Below are 15945 nucleotides of genomic sequence, written 5' to 3' on the forward strand. Positions count from 1 at the left end.
AGTCCGAGCGAGTCGGCGGCCGTTATGGTGGGCGCCATGGGTTCATGGGGAGTCAAGGCGCTGGAGAGCGACGAGGGCCTCGAGGTGCTCGCGCTGGTACAGGGCCTCGCTCAAGGCCGGGGCCGGCTGACCGCCGACGAGCTGGTCGCCGCCGCCCGCGCGGAGGGACTGCTCGGCGGCGACCCCGCCGTCGACGAGTACCTCTACGACATGACCGCGCTGGCGCTCGCCGAGATCCTCACCGGCGACACCGGGCAACTGGTGGACCCGGGCTTCTTCGGGACCGCCTTCGCTCCGACGCCTGAAGGCACTGCCGCCCTTATTGAGTGGGTGACGCAACTGCGCGACGGCGACCCGGAACGGGAGTTCCGTGAGCTGCGGATGCACGACCCGCGGCAGGTCGAGCACGTCTCCAAGGTCCTCGACGGCCTGGGCCGCCTCCAGACCCCGTGACAGCCCGAGCCGGCCCGCGCACGGACCACCGCTTCCGGCTCCGATCCTGGGCAGCGTGACCGAGCACTGCACCGGCCCCACCTCGGCCCCGCACCACCCCGTGAAGCCCGAGCTGGCCCGCGCACGGACTACCGCTTCCGGCTCCGCCCCTGGGCAGCGCGACCGAGCACTGCACCGGCCCTGATCGGGAAAGTGTTGCACCGCAACGATAATGACGATTCGCGGCCGCCTCGGGGACGGACGAAACCCGATTCGTAGGCGATGATGACCGCCTCGGTGCGGTTCGCGGCCCCGAGCTTGGTGAGCACGCTGCGGACGTGGGACTTGACCGTCTCCAGCGACAGGAACAGCCGCGAGGCGATCGCCTGGTTCGCCAGGCCCTCGGCGATCAGGCGCAGGACCTCGGCTTCGCGCTTGGTGAGGGCCATCGGGCCGTGGGCGTTGCCCGGCGGCGGGGCGTGCTCGGCGGCGAGCGTGCGGATCGCCTCGGGGAACAGCAGGCCGTCGCCGGCGGCGACGGTGAGGATCGCGCGGGCGATCTGCTCGATGTCGCTGCGCTTGAGGATGAAGCCCGCCGCACCGGCGCGCAGCGCGCGGTAGACGTACTCGTCGTTCTCGAACGTGGTGATGACGAGGACCTGCGGCGGTGCCTCCAGGGCCTCGCGCAGCGTCCTGGTCGCCTCGATGCCGTCCATGCCCGGCATGCGCACGTCCATGAGCACCACGTCGGGCCGGTGCAGGCGCACCAGCGGCAGCACCTGGTCGCCGCCGGAGGCCTCCGCCACCGGCTCGATCTCGGGCCGGGCGGCGAGGAGGGCGCGCAGTCCGGTGCGCACGAGCGGGTCGTCGTCGGCGATGAGGACCGACACCGGCGGAGTGGGCATCGCCCGATGATGCCACTCCGCCGGCGGCCCGGACGCCGTGCCGGGAGCCAAAGCCGGTGACTCAGCCGCGTGCGGCCGCGACCGGGCGAGGCTCCTGCTGCTCCGATGGCTCCGCCCGGTCGGCGGCGAGGCGGCCGCTGAAGATGATCCAGGCGGCGAGCGCCACCATCGGCACCGTGCCGACCAAGGTGTGCGCGACCGGACTGTCGTCGCCGAGGGCGGTGCCGACCAGCAGGGCGAGGATCATGTTGTTGCCCGCGTGCGCGAGGCTCGCGGCCCAGACCGATCCGCTGCGCATCCGGAACCAGGTGAGGATCACTTCCTGGAACATGAACGAGACCGTCCACACCGCCAGGCCGAGCGCGACGTTCGCGAACTCGATGTAGCCCAGGAACGCGAGCGGGTAGTGCCACACCGCCCAGATGAGGCCGGTCGCGAGCGTCGAGGCGAACGGCCGCTCCGGGAACAGGCGCAGGCGCAGGTAGCTCGTCCAGCCGTACTCCTCGCCCCAGTAGATCGGCGTCAGCACGAGGACCGCGAGCAGCAGCACCCCGATCGAGACCCACACCGGCTGCCCCGGCAGGAGCGCGAAGACCGACAGGTCGAACTCCCACATGCCGAGGCCCGCGGCCAGCGCGAGCGCGATGACGGCGAAGGCGAGCGGGCCGAGCCACGCGGCGAGGTACAGGCCGAGGTTCCGGCGGATCCGCGGCCGCATCCCGGCGTCCGCGAAGCCTTCGCGGGTGACCCATTTGCGGACGACGAACGCCGCGATGGCCGGGGTGAAGGCGATGCCGGCCAGCTGGACGAGCGGGTTCACCAGCGACAGGCCGAAGCCGAGGCGGGCGATGAACATCCCGGCCCAGGCCAGGCCGAAGGAGATGAGGATGAAGACGAGTACGCCCTTGGTGCGGGTCGTCATGCGTAGAGGTCCTTTCGAATGCGGTGATACGCCCACAACCCTCGTCGCGGCGACGCCGCCTTGACTCCCTAGAAAGCGTGGTCTTGAGATCCCTCTCGCGAGGGAGGCGACCCGCCGGGCGGCCCTGGCAGACTCGCCGCCATGCGACAGTTCCTCCGCCTCCCGTTCACCGCCGTCCCGTACCTCGGCTGGATCCACGCCTGCCTCGCGATGGTCCTCGCCGCCTCGATCGCGCTCGTCACCGCCGGGCTCCTCGTCTTCTGGCCCACCGCGATCCCGGCGCCGCTGTTCGTCGCGGCGGCGTGGTTCCTCACCGGCGCGGTCGGACTCCTGCGCCCGGCCCGTCGCGCCGGCCTGCGGCTCGCCAACGGCCTCTTGCGCACCGCACTCCCGGCGCCGCTGCGGCCGCGCCGGTTCGCCACCGCCGCCTGGCTGCTGTCGTGGACGGTCGCGGGCGGCGCGCTGGCCGCGGTCTCGACCGTCGCGCTGGCGGCCCTGGGGCTCCCGGTGGTGTGGTTCCGCGGCGGCGGAGCCGTGACCTTCGGGTCGGACCTGTCGGTCGAGCCCGGCGCGGCCGGCGCGTGGACGCTCGCCGCCGGGGCGGGAGCCTTGGTGGCGGCGGTGTACTGCTGCGCCGGGTACACGGTCCTCATGCGACGGCTCGCGGCCCAGCTCCTCGGTCCGGGACTCGCCGAGCGGCTCGCCGCGGCCGAGGCCGAAGCGGACCGCGCCGCCGCCCGCAACCAGCTGGCCCGCGACCTCCACGACTCGATCGGCCACACCCTCACCGCCTCCACCATCCAAGCGGCGGTCGCCAAGCAGGCCATGGAGTCCGACCCGGAGAGCGCGCGGCTCGCGATGGAGGCCATCGAGGGGACCTCCCGCGCGGCGCTCGAAGACCTCGACCGGGCGCTCGGCGTCCTCCGGGGCGAACCGGCCTCCACGCGCCCCGAGCCGACGCTCGCCGACCTCGACGCGCTCAGCGACCGGATCGCGCGCACGGGGACCGAGCTCGCCGTCGAACTCGACGGCGACCCCGGATCGGTGCCGGACGCGATCTCCCGGGAGGCGTACCGCATCGTCCAGGAAGGGGTCACGAACGCGCTGCGGCACGCGCCCGGGGCCGCGATCCGCGTGCGCCTCAGCGTCGCCGGGGACCGGCTGCACCTGCGGATCGTGAACGGACTCGTGGACGCCCCCGGCGAGCGGGCGGGCGGTCGCGGCCTCACCGGCGTCACCGAACGCGTCCGCGTCCTCGGCGGCCACGCCTCGGCCGGCCCGGAAGGCGGCTCGGAGTGGGCGCTCAGCGCGTCGCTGCCGCTACACGCCCCGGCACGGTCATGAGGCCGCAACCGGTGCCGTGTCCATTGACAACATATCGACGAATCTCTATAGTTCGAGTCATCTTAATTTCGGGCGGCGCTTCGAACGTTTCGGAACCGGCTTCGGCCTGTGAGCGATAACCACAGAGGCGCCTCCCGATACCGATGGGCCGCAGGCAGTCTGGTCGCTCCGATATGGGAGCGCTTGCCGCCGCGGCACGCAGAGGAGAACTCGATGACTTCGGCCGCACCCGATCTCCCGACCCTCGCCCGCCGGATTCGCGGCTTCGCCGTGCTCGCAGCGGCCGTCGTGCTCGCCACCGCCGCGCTCGTCTCGTTGCAGGCCGACCGCGCCGACGCCCAGCCGCCCGACACGAGCGGCTGGTACACGATCGTCTCCCGCCACTCCGGCCTCGCCTTCGACATCCAAGGCGCCTCGACCGCGACCGGCGCGATCCTCACCCAGTACACCGCCTCCCAGGGCGCCAACCAGCAGTTCCGGTTCATCGACTCCGGCGGCGGCTACTACCGCATCCAGGCGCGCCACTCCGGCCAGGTCCTCGACGTCTGGAACTTCAGCACCGCCGACGGCGGCACCGTCGCCCAGTACACCAACGTCAACGGCACCAACCAGCAGTGGCAGGTCACCAGGAACTCGGCCGGCTACTACACCTTCCTGAACCGCCACTCCGGCAAGGCCCTCGACGTCTACAACTGGTCCACCACCGCCGGCGACCCGATCCGCCAATGGGCCCCCACCGGCGCCACGAACCAGCAGTTCTCCCTGGTCCCCGCCGAAACCGTCTGCGGCGGCGACGCGCTCCTCGCCGACTTCGCCTCCGCCTGACCGACCCGGGGCCGGGCCGCGGCGGCGCACCCGCCGGTCCGCGCCGCCCCGCCCGGTCCCGCCTCCTGAAAGGACTCCCCATGCCGACACCCGAGGGCACCCCCGCGTCCTGGCTGGACCGCCCGGGCCGCCGCCGCAGCCTCTTCATCGGCGGCGCCGGCGTGCTCGCCGGGGCCGCCGCCGCGAGCGCGCTCCTGCCGTTCACCGGCGCCGAAGCCCAGCAGAGCTACGCGAACCCCGTGGTCTGGCAGGACTTCGCCGACGTCGAGGTCATCCGCGTCGGGTCCGACTTCTACATGACGGCCTCCACGATGCACTACTCGCCCGGCGCGCCCGTGCTGCGCTCGCGCGACCTCGTCAACTGGGAGTTCATCGGCCACTCGGTGCCGCGCCTTGACTTCGGGGCGAAGTACGACCTGTCCGGCGGCCGCGGCTACGTGCGCGGCATCTGGGCCTCGACCATCGCCTACCGCGCCTCCGAGCGCCGCTACTACTGGCTCGGCCAGATCGACTTCGCGCGGTCCTACATGTACACCGCGACCGACCCCGCCGGCCCCTGGACCCGCCACGCCGAGCTCGCCCGCGCCTACTACGACGCCGGCATGCTCGTCGACACCGACAACACGATGTACGTCGCCTACGGCAACACCCAGATCTCGGTCGCCCAGCTCTCGGCCGACGGCCGCACCGAGGTCCGCAACCAGCAGGTCTTCACCACCCCGTCGAGCATCGGCACCCTCGAAGGCGCCCGCTTCTACAAGATCAACGGCAGCTACTACATCTTCCTCACCCGCCCCGCCAACGGCCAGTACATCCTCAAGTCCAGTTCCCCTTGGGGCCCTTACGAACTGCGCCAAGTGCTGCTGAACATGCCGGGCCCGATCAGCGGCGGCGGCGTCCCCCACCAGGGCGGACTCGTCTCCACCCCGGCCGGCGCCTGGTACTACATGGCCTTCGTCGACGCCTACCCCGGCGGCCGCATGCCCGCGCTCGCGCCCATCACCTGGACCTCGGACGGCTGGCCGCAGGTCACCACCGTGAACGGCGCCTGGGGGAGCAGCTACCCCTTCCCGAACCTGACGCCGCAGCCCGTGCCGCCCCTGACCGGGACCGACACCTTCACCTCGTCCGCGCTCGCCCCGAAGTGGGAGTGGAACCACAACCCGGACAACACGAAGTGGTCCACCGGCGCGGGCCTGCGCCTCCAGACCGCCACCGTCACGAACGACCTCTACAACGCGCGCAACACCCTCACCCACCGCATCCAGGGCCCGTCCTCGACCGCCACGGTCGAGATCAACCCCTCCGCGATGATCGACGGCGACCGCGCCGGCCTCGCGATGCTGCGCGACTCCTCGGCCTGGATCGGCCTGCGCCGCGACAACGGCGTCACCCGCATCTCCATGACCGACGGCCTCACCATGGACTCGAACTGGAACACCACCGGCACCGGCACCGAGCGCGCCACCGCCGACCCGTGCTCCGACCGCGTCTGGCTGCGGGTCACGGCCGACATCCGCCCCGGCTCGGGGCGCCAGGCCGCCTTCTCCTACAGCACCGACGGGTCGGCGTTCATCCCGCTCGGTCCCGCCTTCACGCTCAACAGCAACTGGACCTTCTTCATGGGCTACCGCTTCGCGGTCTTCAACTACGCCACCCGTGCCCTCGGCGGCGCCGTCACCGTCAACCGCTTCACCGTCGCCTGAGCCCGGGAGCCCCGCGAGGCGGGCCCCGACCGGCCTACCGGTACTCGTTGAACCGCAGCGTGTTCCCGAACGGGTCGATCACGGCCATCTCGCGGGCGCCCCACGGGACGTCCTCGACGCCCGGGTTCAGGTTCGGGTAGTGCTTGGCCGCGAGTTCGCGGTAAAACGCGTCGAGCCCGGTCAGCGGCACGAAGACGACGACGCCGGGGCTGCCGTCGCCGTGGTGCTCGCTCAGGTGCAGCACGGTGTCGCCGCGCTCGACCTGCGTGTACAGCGGCGCGCCGTCCTCGAACCGGTGCTCCCACGCCACCTCGAACCCGAGGTAGTCGAGGTAGAACTCGCGGGCCTTCGCCTCGGAGAAGGTCCGCAGGACCGGCACGGGCGCCCCGAGCCTCGCGGCCCCGCGGGCCCGCTCGGCGGCGGTGAGCTTGGCGGCCAGCACGTTCCAGTCGTCGAACCCGAACTGGCGGGCCACGATCTCGAGGCTCCGGCTGTGGGTGAGCCCGGTCAGGCCGTGCCGCTCGAGTTCGGCGCGCAGGGTCTTGGCCATCGTCTTGGCGTCGCGGAAATCGCGCATGAGGTCGTCCTTCTCGCGGCGAAGGTCATGTCCAGTGCCTGCGTTGCTGCCATGGTCGCCGCCGGAAGCGAGGAAGACCGTCGAGCGGATCGCGATGCGTTCACCGTGCCCCGGAGGGCGCAGGCGGCCGGCCGCATCAGCCGCGGCCAGCCTAGCCGCCGCGATCGGCCCCGGTCAACCGCACCGCTGCTCCCGAAGCACCGCTGCACCGGACGAGCGGACACCCGGTCCCAGCGTCCCGCCCGCCGGCGGTCAGGCGACGTCCAGCACCGTCTTGAGCCACCCGTCCTCGCGCCGGTCGAACGACTCGTAGGCCGCGATCGCGTCGAGCGGCGGCTCGTGCCGCGTGATGAACGCCGTCGGGTCGACCGCCCCGGCCGCCACCACGTCGAGCAGGTGCGGCAGGTAGCGGCGGTGGTTGCAGTTGCCCATCTTCACCGTCAGGTTCTTGTTCATCGCCGCCCCGATCGGGAAGCTGCGGAACCCCGCCGGGTACACGCCGATGATCCCGACGCTGCCGGCCTTCGCGACCGCGTCGACCGCCCACTGGAGCGCCAGGCTCGGCGCGTCCCCGGGCACCCACTGGTCCCCGCCCGGGTCGCCCTCGGGCGCGGCCGCGGAGCGCTCCTGCTCGAACCGCTCCGCCTCGCGCGCGGTCGGCTCCGCCGCCGGCCCGGACTTCGGGCGCTCGGCGTCCACGCCGACCGCCTCGATCACCCGGTCCACGCCGATGCCGCCCGTCAGGTCCTTGACCGCCCCCACCGGGTCCTCCCGGTTGAAGTCGATCGTCTCGGCGTTCTGCTCGCGCGCCTTGTCGAGCCGCGACGCGATGCCGTCCACCACGAGCACCCGCCCGGCGCCCTGCCGCTTCGCCGCGGCCACCGCGAACTGGCCCACCACGCCCGCGCCCAGCACCAGCACCGTGTCGCCGGTGCCGACCTCGGCGAGCTTCGCGCCGAACCAGGCCGTGGGGAAGATGTCGGACAGCAGGATCGCCTGGTCGTCGCTCACCGCGTCGGGGATGCGGACCAGGCCGGTCGCGGCGTAGGGAATCCGGGCGTACTCCGCCTGGAGGCCGTCGACCGGCCCGGTCGACTTCGGGCCGCCGAAGAAGCACGTGCCGGCGGCGGCCCCGTTCGGGTTCGCGGTGTCGCACTGCGAGGTGTACCCGGCCCGGCAGTACGAGCAGGTGCCGCAGCTGATCGTCGAGGGCACCACGACCCGGTCGCCGGGCCGGAACCCGCGCACCTCCGGGCCGCACTCCTCGACCACCCCCACCGCCTCGTGCCCCAGGATCGTCCCCTCGACCATGTCGGGCACGGTCCCGCGCACCATGTGCAGGTCCGTCCCGCAGATCGCGCTGCGCGTGATCCGCACGATCGCGTCGCCGGGCTCCCGGATCGCCGGCTCGGGCACCTCGTCCAGCCGGATGTCGCCCACTCCGTGCCACACCACTGCCTTCATCGCGTCCCCCTCGTTCGCTGCGGCTGCGGAAGGCTCGCCGGTCCGGCCCGCGCCCTCTACTTCTGCGTGCCGAACCGGCGATCGCCCCGGCGCGCGGTCGGAGGCCGTGCGCCGACCATCGGCTTACCCGCGCTGCCGCCGCTCATGCATCCGGACCGATAACCCGTTGCGGCCCATACCGCGGCCGCGAAGAATGTCCGCATGTCCGACAACCGCCACGCCGACGGCCGCGCCGGCATCGACGCCGCGCTCGTGCGCCGCCTGGTCGCCGCCCAGTTCCCGCAGTGGAGCGGCCTCCCGGTCGAACCGGTCGAGGTCGACGGCTGGGACAACCGCACCTACCGCCTCGGCCCCGACATGACCGTGCGCCTCCCCACCGGCCCGACGTACGCGCTGGCCGTGGAGAAGGAGCACCGCTGGCTCCCGGTCCTCGCCCCGCGACTCCCCGTCGAGATCCCCGAGCCGCTCGGCCTCGGCCGCCCCGGCGAGGGCTACCCGCACCACTGGGCGGTGCGCCGCTGGATCGACGGGCAGACCGCCGATCCCTCCCGCATCGACGACATGACCGCGTTCGCCGAAGCCGTGGCCGGCTTCATCACCGCGCTCCAGGCCGCCGACCCGACCGGCGGGCCCGCGGGCGGCGAGCACAGCTTCCAGCGCGGCGCCGACCCGGCCCACTACGACGCCCAGACCCGCGAGACCCTACGCGAACTCGAAGGCCGCGTCGACACCGCCGCCGCGGCCCGCGTCTGGGAAGCCGCGCTCGCGGCGCGCTGGACCGGCGAGCCGGTCTGGTTCCACGGCGACATCGCCCAGGGGAACCTCTTGACGCGCGACGGCAAGCTCGCCGCGGTCATCGACTTCGGCACCTCCGGCGTCGGCGATCCCGCCTGCGACCTCGTCATCGCCTGGACCATGTTCGAGGGCGCGAGCCGCGAGGCGTTCCGCCGCGCCGTCGCGCAGGACGAGGCGACCTGGGCGCGCGCCCGCGGCTGGGCCATCTGGAAGGCGCTCCTCCTCGTGTCCTGGGACCACGCCGAGGCGCAGGCGAGCCGCCGCGTCATCGACGCGGTCATCGCCGAGCACGAGGCGCTCCGCTAGCGCGGTGCTCAGTACCCCGAGTTCGGCGGCGGCCCGTACGGCCCGGACTGCCGCGGCGGCGCGTACGGTCCCGGCTGCTGCGGCATGGACGGCCCCGGCTGCCCGTACGGGCCCTGCGGCTGCGGCACCACCATGATCAGCGCCGACGGCGGCTTCCCGGGCGTCCACGCGCGCACGCCGGGCGTCAGGAGCAGGACGAACACCAGCAGTGCCAGGGCCGTGCGCAGGATCGTCCACCCGAACGCGGGGATCAGCGGATCGATCCTGCCCGGCAGGGGCGGCAGGTCGTAGTACCCGTCGACGTAGTCGATGACCACGAACGTGAGCATCAGGCCCGCGAAGACCGTGGCGAGGATCGACCAGACGATGCCGAAGACACGGCCGCCCGACTTGCCCTTGGCCAGCAGCGGCGCGGTGATGAGCGCGCCGACCAGGATCACGGTGTGCGCGATCAGGTCGTAGACCGGGGGCCGGTGCCCGGCGATGAACAGTGCGTCGCCGAAGCCGTAGAACTCGGCCGAGACGGCCATGAGGAAGCGGATGTCGTTGACGAGGCTCCACGCGCTGAGCGCCGCCAGCAGCCACACCGCGACGACCGCGAACGTCGCCGCGCCGGGCCGCTTCTCGGGCCGCTGCGGGTCCGCCGGCGCGGCCTGCGCGGGGCCGCCGGGCCCGGCGGCGAGGCCCTGGACCTGCACCTCGCCTCTCCGGATGCGGTGCATGAGGATCCACTGGCGCGCCGACTTCGAGCACAGGAGGCCGAGCAGCGTCCCGTACAGGCCCGCGAGGACGACGCCGATGACGAGCGTGAGCGCGGCGACCTCGATGTAGACGACGCCGAAGACGATCGCGGCGGCGCTGATGGCGAGGCCCAGGATGGAGCTGACCAGCGACCAGATCCACGCCCACCGCTTGCCGCGGGTGATGTGGATGCCGCTGGTGAGGGCCTGGACCGTCGAGTACGCGGCCCAGGCGAGTCCGATGAGGCCGAACGGCGTGAAGTATTCGACCAGGCTGATCGCCGCGGCGATGTCGCCGAGTCCGGCGAGGGCCGTGAAGATCCACAGGATCACCTGGACGCCGGTGATCGTGCCGGGCTTGGCCATCGTCATCTCGGCGGGCGGCAGCTGGCCCGGCACGGGCTGGTCGGGCCGCTGCTGCACCGGCCCGTACGCCCCGCCCGGGCCCGCCTGCTGCGGCGGCGCGGGCTGGTACTGGAGGTGCATCCGGTCGGGCGGCGGGGGCGGGAAGCTCATGGGGGCGGAATCCTCGTGACTCGGAGAAAGCGGACGGTAGCGGTCACCCTACCGTCCGATCCGAAGGGCGAGAACGCGAGGAGCACCACGCCCCCGCGCGGAGCACGCCGCTGGACTCCGTTCACGTTGGCACCCTTCATAGTCCGTCTCGGCAGCGCCTCCCTCCGGCCCCGCTCCGCCTCCCCCGCCTGCGCTCGTGGGACGCGGTTCCAGGGCCGCTCGCCCGCGCCGGCCGGCGACCGGTCGGGCCGCAGGCGGCATCCCCGCTTCGCCCCTTGCCTGCTTCGTGAGCTCTGGCCCGGGTGGCCCGTTTCGCGCTCGCGGGACGCGGCTCCAGGGCTGCTTGCCCGCGCCGACTGGCCGGGCCGCAGGCGTCGGCATCCGCACCCCGCTCCCGCTCCGACCTGCCCGCCTGAACTAGCCCCGGGCGTGGCCCGTCTCGCGCTCGCGGACCCCTGGACGCGGCTCCAGGGCCGTACGCTCGCTCGCGCCGTCGGGCGACTGGCCGGGCCGCACTAGCATTACCGGGTTTGGAACCGTGAACGAGAAGGCGGCCCTAGCTGTGACCGACAGGCCCACCGGAAGCGCCTCGCTCGGGGTCGACTTCGGCACCTCGCACACCATCGCGATGCTCGCCGCGCCCGGCGAGCCGGCCCGGCCGCTGCTGTTCGAGGGCTCTCCGCTCCTGCCGTCGGCCGTGTTCGCCGACGGCGGCGAACTCCTCGTCGGCCGCTTCGCGCTCCAGCAGGGCCGCCGCCGGCCCGCCGCACTGGAACCGCATCCCAAGCGCCGCATCGACCTCGACTCGATCCTCCTGGGAGAGAACGAGATCGCAGTGACCGACGCGATCGCGGCGGTCCTGACGCGGGTGCGGACCGAAGCCGTCCGCGTCGCCGGCTCCCTCGCCGCCGTCACCGTGACCGTCCCCGCGACCTGGGGCCCGACCAGGCGGCAGACGATCAGCGAGGCCGCCGAGCGCGCCGGTCTCGGCGCGGTGCGCCTCGTCCCCGAACCCGTCGCGGCCGCCGCGTACTTCCTGCGCCGCCTCGGCCACCGGATCGACCACGGCCAGGCCGTCGTCGTCTACGACCTCGGCGCGGGCACCTTCGACGCGACCGTGGTCGCGCGCCGCGGCGGCGGCTTCGAGGTGCTGTCGCAGGACGGCCGCGCCGACCTGGGCGGTCTCGACATCGACGCCCGCATCGCCGAGCACCTGCGCCTCCAGCACCCCGGCATCGGGGAGGGCGGCGAAGGCCGCCACTACCGCGCGCTCCTCGACGAGCTCCGCCTCGCGAAGGAGAGCCTCTCGACCTACAGCCGCGCCGAGTTCACCGTCCCGCCCGGCGACGTCGAGACGCACCTGACCCGCGGCGAGCTCGACGACCTCGCCCGCCCGCTGCTCGCGCAGACCGTCAAGGTGACCAAGGCCGTCATCGCCGCGGCCGGCCTCGCGCCCGCGCAGACCGCCGGCGTGTTCCTCGTCGGCGGCGCCTCCCGGATGCCGCTCGTCGCGACCGTCCTCCACCAGCAGCTCGGTCTCGCGCCCACGGTGATCGAGCAGCCGGAACTCGTCGTCGCCGAGGGCGGCCTCATCGCCGGAACGGCCGCCGCGGCCGACGAGACCGTGGACCTGGCGGGCGCGACCCCCGGCCGCACCCCGGCCTCGCCGGTCACCCCGGCCCCCACACCGCCTCCGGAGGCGATCGAGTCGCCGGCCCCGGCCCTCACCCCGGCCGCCGGCACGCCACCGGCCCCCGCCTTCACGCCGGCCGCGACCGCCTCGCCCGCGCCCGCCCCGACGCCGCCCTCGGACCGCCCGGCCGATCCCGTCCTCCCGCCCGCCCCCGAGGCCCCGCGTCCGCCGGTCCAGATCCTGGCCTCGGCCCTGCTCCTGGCGTTCCTGGCCGTGCCGCTCATCCCGCTGTGGGGCGGCGCGATCGAGCGGGGCATCGCCCAAGGCGCGCTGCACCCGCTCGACCCGCAGCTCCTCTACGGCGCCTTCAACGCGGTCCTTGGGAGCGCCATGGTCGCCTGCCCCGTCGCGGCGGTCCTGGTCCTGCGCCGTGTCCGGTGGTCGCCCCTGGTCGCGATCGCGGCGGCGGCCGCGGTCCCGTTCGCCGTCCTGCCGGTGATGCCGAACGAGACGATCGCCGAGCGCGAGTCCGTGCTCGGCCTCGTCATGGTCGTGGCCGCGTTCGCGGTCATCGCGGGCCTGTTCCTCGGCCGCGCCCGCGAATGGCTCGCCGGCGAGCCGGCCGCGAAGGGCCGACGCCTCAGGCGCGCGCTCGGCATCGCGGCCCAGGCCCTCGCCGCGGTCGCGGCCGTGTTCGCGCTCTTGTTCGTCCTGCACGAGTTCTGGCCGACCGTCTTCTGGTAGCCGAAAGTGAGAAACGCCCGGGTACGGGCCCCAGCGGACGTAGGATCACCAGATCAGCGGCCTGTTCCCGGGGGGAAGGGCTCCGCCGGGCGCCGGGCCGCCTCCAGTTCGAACGGGGGCAAGACGATGGCGCACAGCGACAAGCGGGCGGCATGGGCGGCCGGAGGCACGACACTCGCCGCCTGCCTGATGGTCATGGTCGGTGTCTGGCAGGTCATCATCGGCCTCGCCGCGATCGCCGAGGACGAGATCTTCGTGACCACGCCCGAGTACCTCCTGCAACTCGACCTCACCGGCTGGGGCTGGACGCACCTGATCATCGGCGCGCTCGCGGCCGTGACCGGCGCGTTCATCTTCACCGGCCGGGCCTGGGCCCGCTGGGCCGGCATCCTGCTCGCGGTCCTGTCCGCGACCGCGCAGTTCTTCTGGATGCCCTACCAGCCGCTCTGGTCGCTCATGGTCATCGCGATCGACGTGTTCGTCATCTGGTCGCTCGCCGCCACCAGCTCCATGGTCGAGAGCGAGTACGAGGGCTACCGGGCCGCGGAGGCCCCCGACTGGGAGGCCACCGACACCCAGCCGGGGCAGCCGTACGCGAACCCGAGCCGCACCATGTACGACCGCCAGGAGCCGACCACCGACCCGGTGCAGGCCGAGGCCGCCGCCCGCCAGGACCCGCGCAAGCGCGGGCCCGAGTAGGAGCGCACCGCAAGGGCGCCGCACCGCCGGTGCGGCGCCCTTCCGTTCGCCCTCGGAGGCGTCCTGGCCTCACGTCTCCGAACCGGCTCCGGCTAGCATCGAGGCGCCGGGCCCGGCCGGGGCCCGCACGGGGGAGGGAACAGCATGAGGATCGTCGTCGTCGGAGGCAGCGGGCACATCGGCACGTTCCTCGTCCCGCGGCTGGTGCGCGCGGGCCACGAGGTCGTCAACATCAGCCGCGGAACGCGCGCGGCGTACGCGGACGCGCCCGAGTGGGAGCAGGTCCGCCAGGTCACGGCCGACCGCGAGCGGCAGGACGCCGACGGCGTCTTCGGCGACACCGTGGCCGCCCTCCGGCCGGACGCGGTCGTCGACCTCGTCTGCTTCACGCCCGAATCCGCCGCGGCCCTGGTGGAACGCCTGCGCGGCGAGACCGGCCACCTGCTCCACTGCGGCACCGTGTGGCGCTACGGCGTCAGCCACCGCGCCCCGATCCGCGAAGGCGAGGGCACGCCCCCGTTCGGCGAGTACGGCGTCCAGAAGGACGCGATCGCGCGGATGCTCAAGGAGGAGACCGCGAACGGCGGCCTTCCCACGACCACGCTCCACCCCGGCCACATCGTCGGCCCCGGCTGGCACCCGATCGGGCCGCTCGGGAACCTCGACCCCGAGGTGTGGCGCACGCTCTCGGCCGGGCGCACCTTGCGGATTCCGGGGCTCGGCGCCGAGCACATGCACCACGTGCACGCCGACGACGTCGCCCAGGGTTTCGAGCGGGCGATCGAGCGCCCCGAGGCCGCGCGCGGCGAGGACTTCCACGTCGTGGCGCCAAGTTCGATGAACGTGCGCGGCCTCGCGGCCGCCGCGGCGTCCTGGTTCGGCCAGGAGGCGCACCTGGAGAGCGTGAGCTGGGAGGAGTTCCGGGCGGCGAGCACCGGCGACCACGCCGACGTCAGCTGGGAGCACCTCTCGCGCAGCCAGGTGTGCAGCATCGAGAAGGCGCGCACGCTCCTCGGCTACGCGCCGGCGTACGAGCCCGACGCCGCGATCCTGGAGTCGGTGCGCTGGCTCATCGAGCACGACCGGCTCGGGGTCGAGCGCCCGCTCGCGGTCTGACCTGCGGCGGTCACCAGCAGGTGTCGCCGTCCTTCTCCGCGATGAGGCGGTCGCGGACCCGGCCGAGGCCGTCCGCGATCGCCTTGCGCTCCTCGGGCGTGAGCACGTCGATGAGGACTTCGCGGACCTTCGCCACGTGGCCGGGCGCGGCGCGCTCCAGGGCTGCGCGGCCCTCGTCGGTGATCGCGGCGAGCACGCCGGACCTGCTCCACTCGCACTGTCGGCGCTGCACGAGCCCGGCCTTCTCCATCTGGCCGACCTGGTAGGTCAGGCCGCTCTTGGAGTTGATGAGGCGCTCGGCGAGCTCGGTCATGCGCAGCGCGCCGGTCTCGGCGGCGTTCAGGTGGATGAGGATCTCGTACTGGAGGTGCGAGAGGCCCGACTCCTCCTTGAGCTGCTGGTCGAGTTCGCGCGCGACGAGGTTCGACGCGGGGATGAACGCCATCCACGTCCGCATCTCCTCGTCGTCCAGCCATCTCGTGTGACCCATACCTCCACCGCCTTCAGTGGTTCAAATTTGAACTCAAGTGTAGCTTGTATTGCGCGGTTCAAATTTGAACAGCATCGCACGAGCTTCGGAGGCGTCATGGACACCACGCTCACCAAGGCGACGGTCCGCACCCGCGTCGACATCCCGCTGCGCTTCGCGGACGGGTTCGAGGCCGCGGCCGAGGTCTACACGTTCGAGGGCCTCGTCGACGGCCGCGAGCACCTCGCGCTCGTCCTCGGCGACCCCGCCCCGGACGCCGTGCCGCTCGTGCGGATGCACTCCGAATGCCTGACCGGCGACGTCTTCGGCTCGGCCCGCTGCGACTGCGGCCCCCAGCTCCGCGAGGCCGTCGAGCGCATCGCCGAACGCGGCGGCGTCCTGCTCTACCTGCGCCAGGAGGGCCGCGGCATCGGCCTCTACAACAAGCTCGACGCCTACGCCCTCCAGGACGCCGGCCTCGACACCTACGAGGCGAACACCGCCCTCGGCCTCCCCGAGGACGGCCGCGACTACACCGCCGCGGCCCAGATGCTCGCCGCCCTCGGCGTCGAGTCCTTCGACCTGCTCACCAACAACCCGGACAAGGTGCGCCAGCTCCGCGACCTCGGCCTGACCGTCGCGGAGACGGTCGGCACCGGCGTCTTCGCCACCGACGCCAACGTCCGCTACCTCAAGGCCAAGGTCGAGCGCACCGGCCACGACATCGCCCTCCCGGCCCTCGCCGCCTGAGG

General features: G+C 73.1%; 14 protein-coding genes and 1 pseudogene. 9 read left to right on the plus strand and 6 right to left on the minus strand.

Annotated features, from left to right (window positions below; translation table 11 throughout):
* Window positions 1-36 precede the first annotated feature (36 nt).
* On the plus strand, window positions 37-453 hold the full coding sequence (locus tag EIW28_RS20330) for a hypothetical protein (RefSeq protein ID WP_125249552.1): 417 nt from the start codon (window positions 37-39) through the stop codon (window positions 451-453).
* Between the two features lie 233 nt (window positions 454-686).
* Here EIW28_RS20330 and EIW28_RS20335 read toward each other — a convergent pair.
* Together EIW28_RS20335 and EIW28_RS20340 are read right to left on the minus strand one after the other, a co-directional pair.
* Window positions 687-1337 (minus strand): annotated as a pseudogene (locus tag EIW28_RS20335) (response regulator); the annotation flags it as partial.
* A gap of 61 nt (window positions 1338-1398) precedes the next feature.
* Window positions 1399-2259 (minus strand): CPBP family intramembrane glutamic endopeptidase, encoded by an 861-nt coding sequence (locus EIW28_RS20340; RefSeq protein WP_125249554.1) that lies wholly within the window; start codon window positions 2257-2259, stop codon window positions 1399-1401.
* A 141-nt stretch (window positions 2260-2400) separates the two neighbouring features.
* On the opposite strand from EIW28_RS20340, the gene EIW28_RS20345 reads away from it, so the two are divergent.
* The 3 genes from EIW28_RS20345 to EIW28_RS20355 all read left to right on the plus strand — a co-directional run bounded on the left by EIW28_RS20345 (window position 2401) and on the right by EIW28_RS20355 (window position 6134).
* The gene (locus EIW28_RS20345) at window positions 2401-3603 is read left to right on the plus strand and encodes a sensor histidine kinase (protein WP_125249555.1); all 1203 of its coding nucleotides are present in this window, start codon (window positions 2401-2403) and stop codon (window positions 3601-3603) included.
* 213 nt (window positions 3604-3816) lie between these two features.
* Entirely contained in the window at window positions 3817-4428 is a 612-nt protein-coding gene (locus tag EIW28_RS20350) for an RICIN domain-containing protein (protein ID WP_125249556.1), read from the plus strand.
* An 80-nt stretch (window positions 4429-4508) separates the two neighbouring features.
* Window positions 4509-6134, plus strand: coding sequence for a glycoside hydrolase family 43 protein (locus tag EIW28_RS20355; RefSeq protein ID WP_125249557.1), 1626 nt, complete (start codon window positions 4509-4511; stop codon window positions 6132-6134).
* A gap of 34 nt (window positions 6135-6168) precedes the next feature.
* On the opposite strand, the gene EIW28_RS20360 is transcribed toward EIW28_RS20355, so the two are convergent.
* Window positions 6169-6711: a glyoxalase superfamily protein gene (locus EIW28_RS20360; protein ID WP_125249558.1), complete on the minus strand. Its 543-nt coding sequence runs from the start codon at window positions 6709-6711 to the stop codon at window positions 6169-6171.
* A 252-nt stretch (window positions 6712-6963) separates the two neighbouring features.
* Window positions 6964-8175: a zinc-dependent alcohol dehydrogenase gene (locus EIW28_RS20365; RefSeq protein ID WP_125249559.1), complete on the minus strand. Its 1212-nt coding sequence runs from the start codon at window positions 8173-8175 to the stop codon at window positions 6964-6966.
* 201 nt (window positions 8176-8376) lie between these two features.
* On the opposite strand from EIW28_RS20365, the gene EIW28_RS20370 reads away from it, so the two are divergent.
* Window positions 8377-9276 carry an aminoglycoside phosphotransferase family protein gene (locus EIW28_RS20370; protein WP_125249560.1) on the plus strand — a complete coding sequence of 300 codons (900 nt, stop codon included), beginning with the start codon at window positions 8377-8379 and terminating at the stop codon, window positions 9274-9276.
* 8 nt (window positions 9277-9284) lie between these two features.
* Here the strand turns inward: EIW28_RS20370 and EIW28_RS20375 are convergent, their stop codons facing one another.
* A complete protein-coding gene (locus EIW28_RS20375; RefSeq protein WP_125249561.1) occupies window positions 9285-10532 on the minus strand; it encodes a hypothetical protein in 1248 nt (415 codons plus the stop codon).
* Window positions 10533-11094: 562 nt separating this feature from the next.
* Between EIW28_RS20375 and EIW28_RS20380 the strand changes: the two genes are divergently transcribed.
* The 3 genes from EIW28_RS20380 (at window position 11095) to EIW28_RS20390 (ending at window position 14724) form a co-directional block, all read left to right on the plus strand.
* The gene (locus EIW28_RS20380; protein ID WP_125249562.1) at window positions 11095-12909 is read left to right on the plus strand and encodes an Hsp70 family protein; all 1815 of its coding nucleotides are present in this window, start codon (window positions 11095-11097) and stop codon (window positions 12907-12909) included.
* A 126-nt stretch (window positions 12910-13035) separates the two neighbouring features.
* On the plus strand, window positions 13036-13608 hold the full coding sequence (locus EIW28_RS20385) for a DUF7144 family membrane protein (protein ID WP_187350642.1): 573 nt from the start codon (window positions 13036-13038) through the stop codon (window positions 13606-13608).
* Window positions 13609-13752: 144 nt separating this feature from the next.
* Window positions 13753-14724 carry an NAD-dependent epimerase/dehydratase family protein gene (locus EIW28_RS20390; protein ID WP_125249563.1) on the plus strand — a complete coding sequence of 324 codons (972 nt, stop codon included), beginning with the start codon at window positions 13753-13755 and terminating at the stop codon, window positions 14722-14724.
* A gap of 10 nt (window positions 14725-14734) precedes the next feature.
* On the opposite strand, the gene EIW28_RS20395 is transcribed toward EIW28_RS20390, so the two are convergent.
* Window positions 14735-15214: a MarR family winged helix-turn-helix transcriptional regulator gene (locus tag EIW28_RS20395; RefSeq protein WP_125249564.1), complete on the minus strand. Its 480-nt coding sequence runs from the start codon at window positions 15212-15214 to the stop codon at window positions 14735-14737.
* Window positions 15215-15310: 96 nt separating this feature from the next.
* On the opposite strand from EIW28_RS20395, the gene EIW28_RS20400 reads away from it, so the two are divergent.
* Window positions 15311-15943: a GTP cyclohydrolase II gene (locus EIW28_RS20400; RefSeq protein ID WP_125249565.1), complete on the plus strand. Its 633-nt coding sequence runs from the start codon at window positions 15311-15313 to the stop codon at window positions 15941-15943.
* Window positions 15944-15945 lie beyond the last annotated feature (2 nt).

It is taken from the genome of Glycomyces terrestris (genome assembly GCF_003933745.1).
In the GTDB taxonomy this organism is placed as follows: Bacteria; Actinomycetota; Actinomycetes; order Mycobacteriales; family Micromonosporaceae; genus Glycomyces; species Glycomyces terrestris.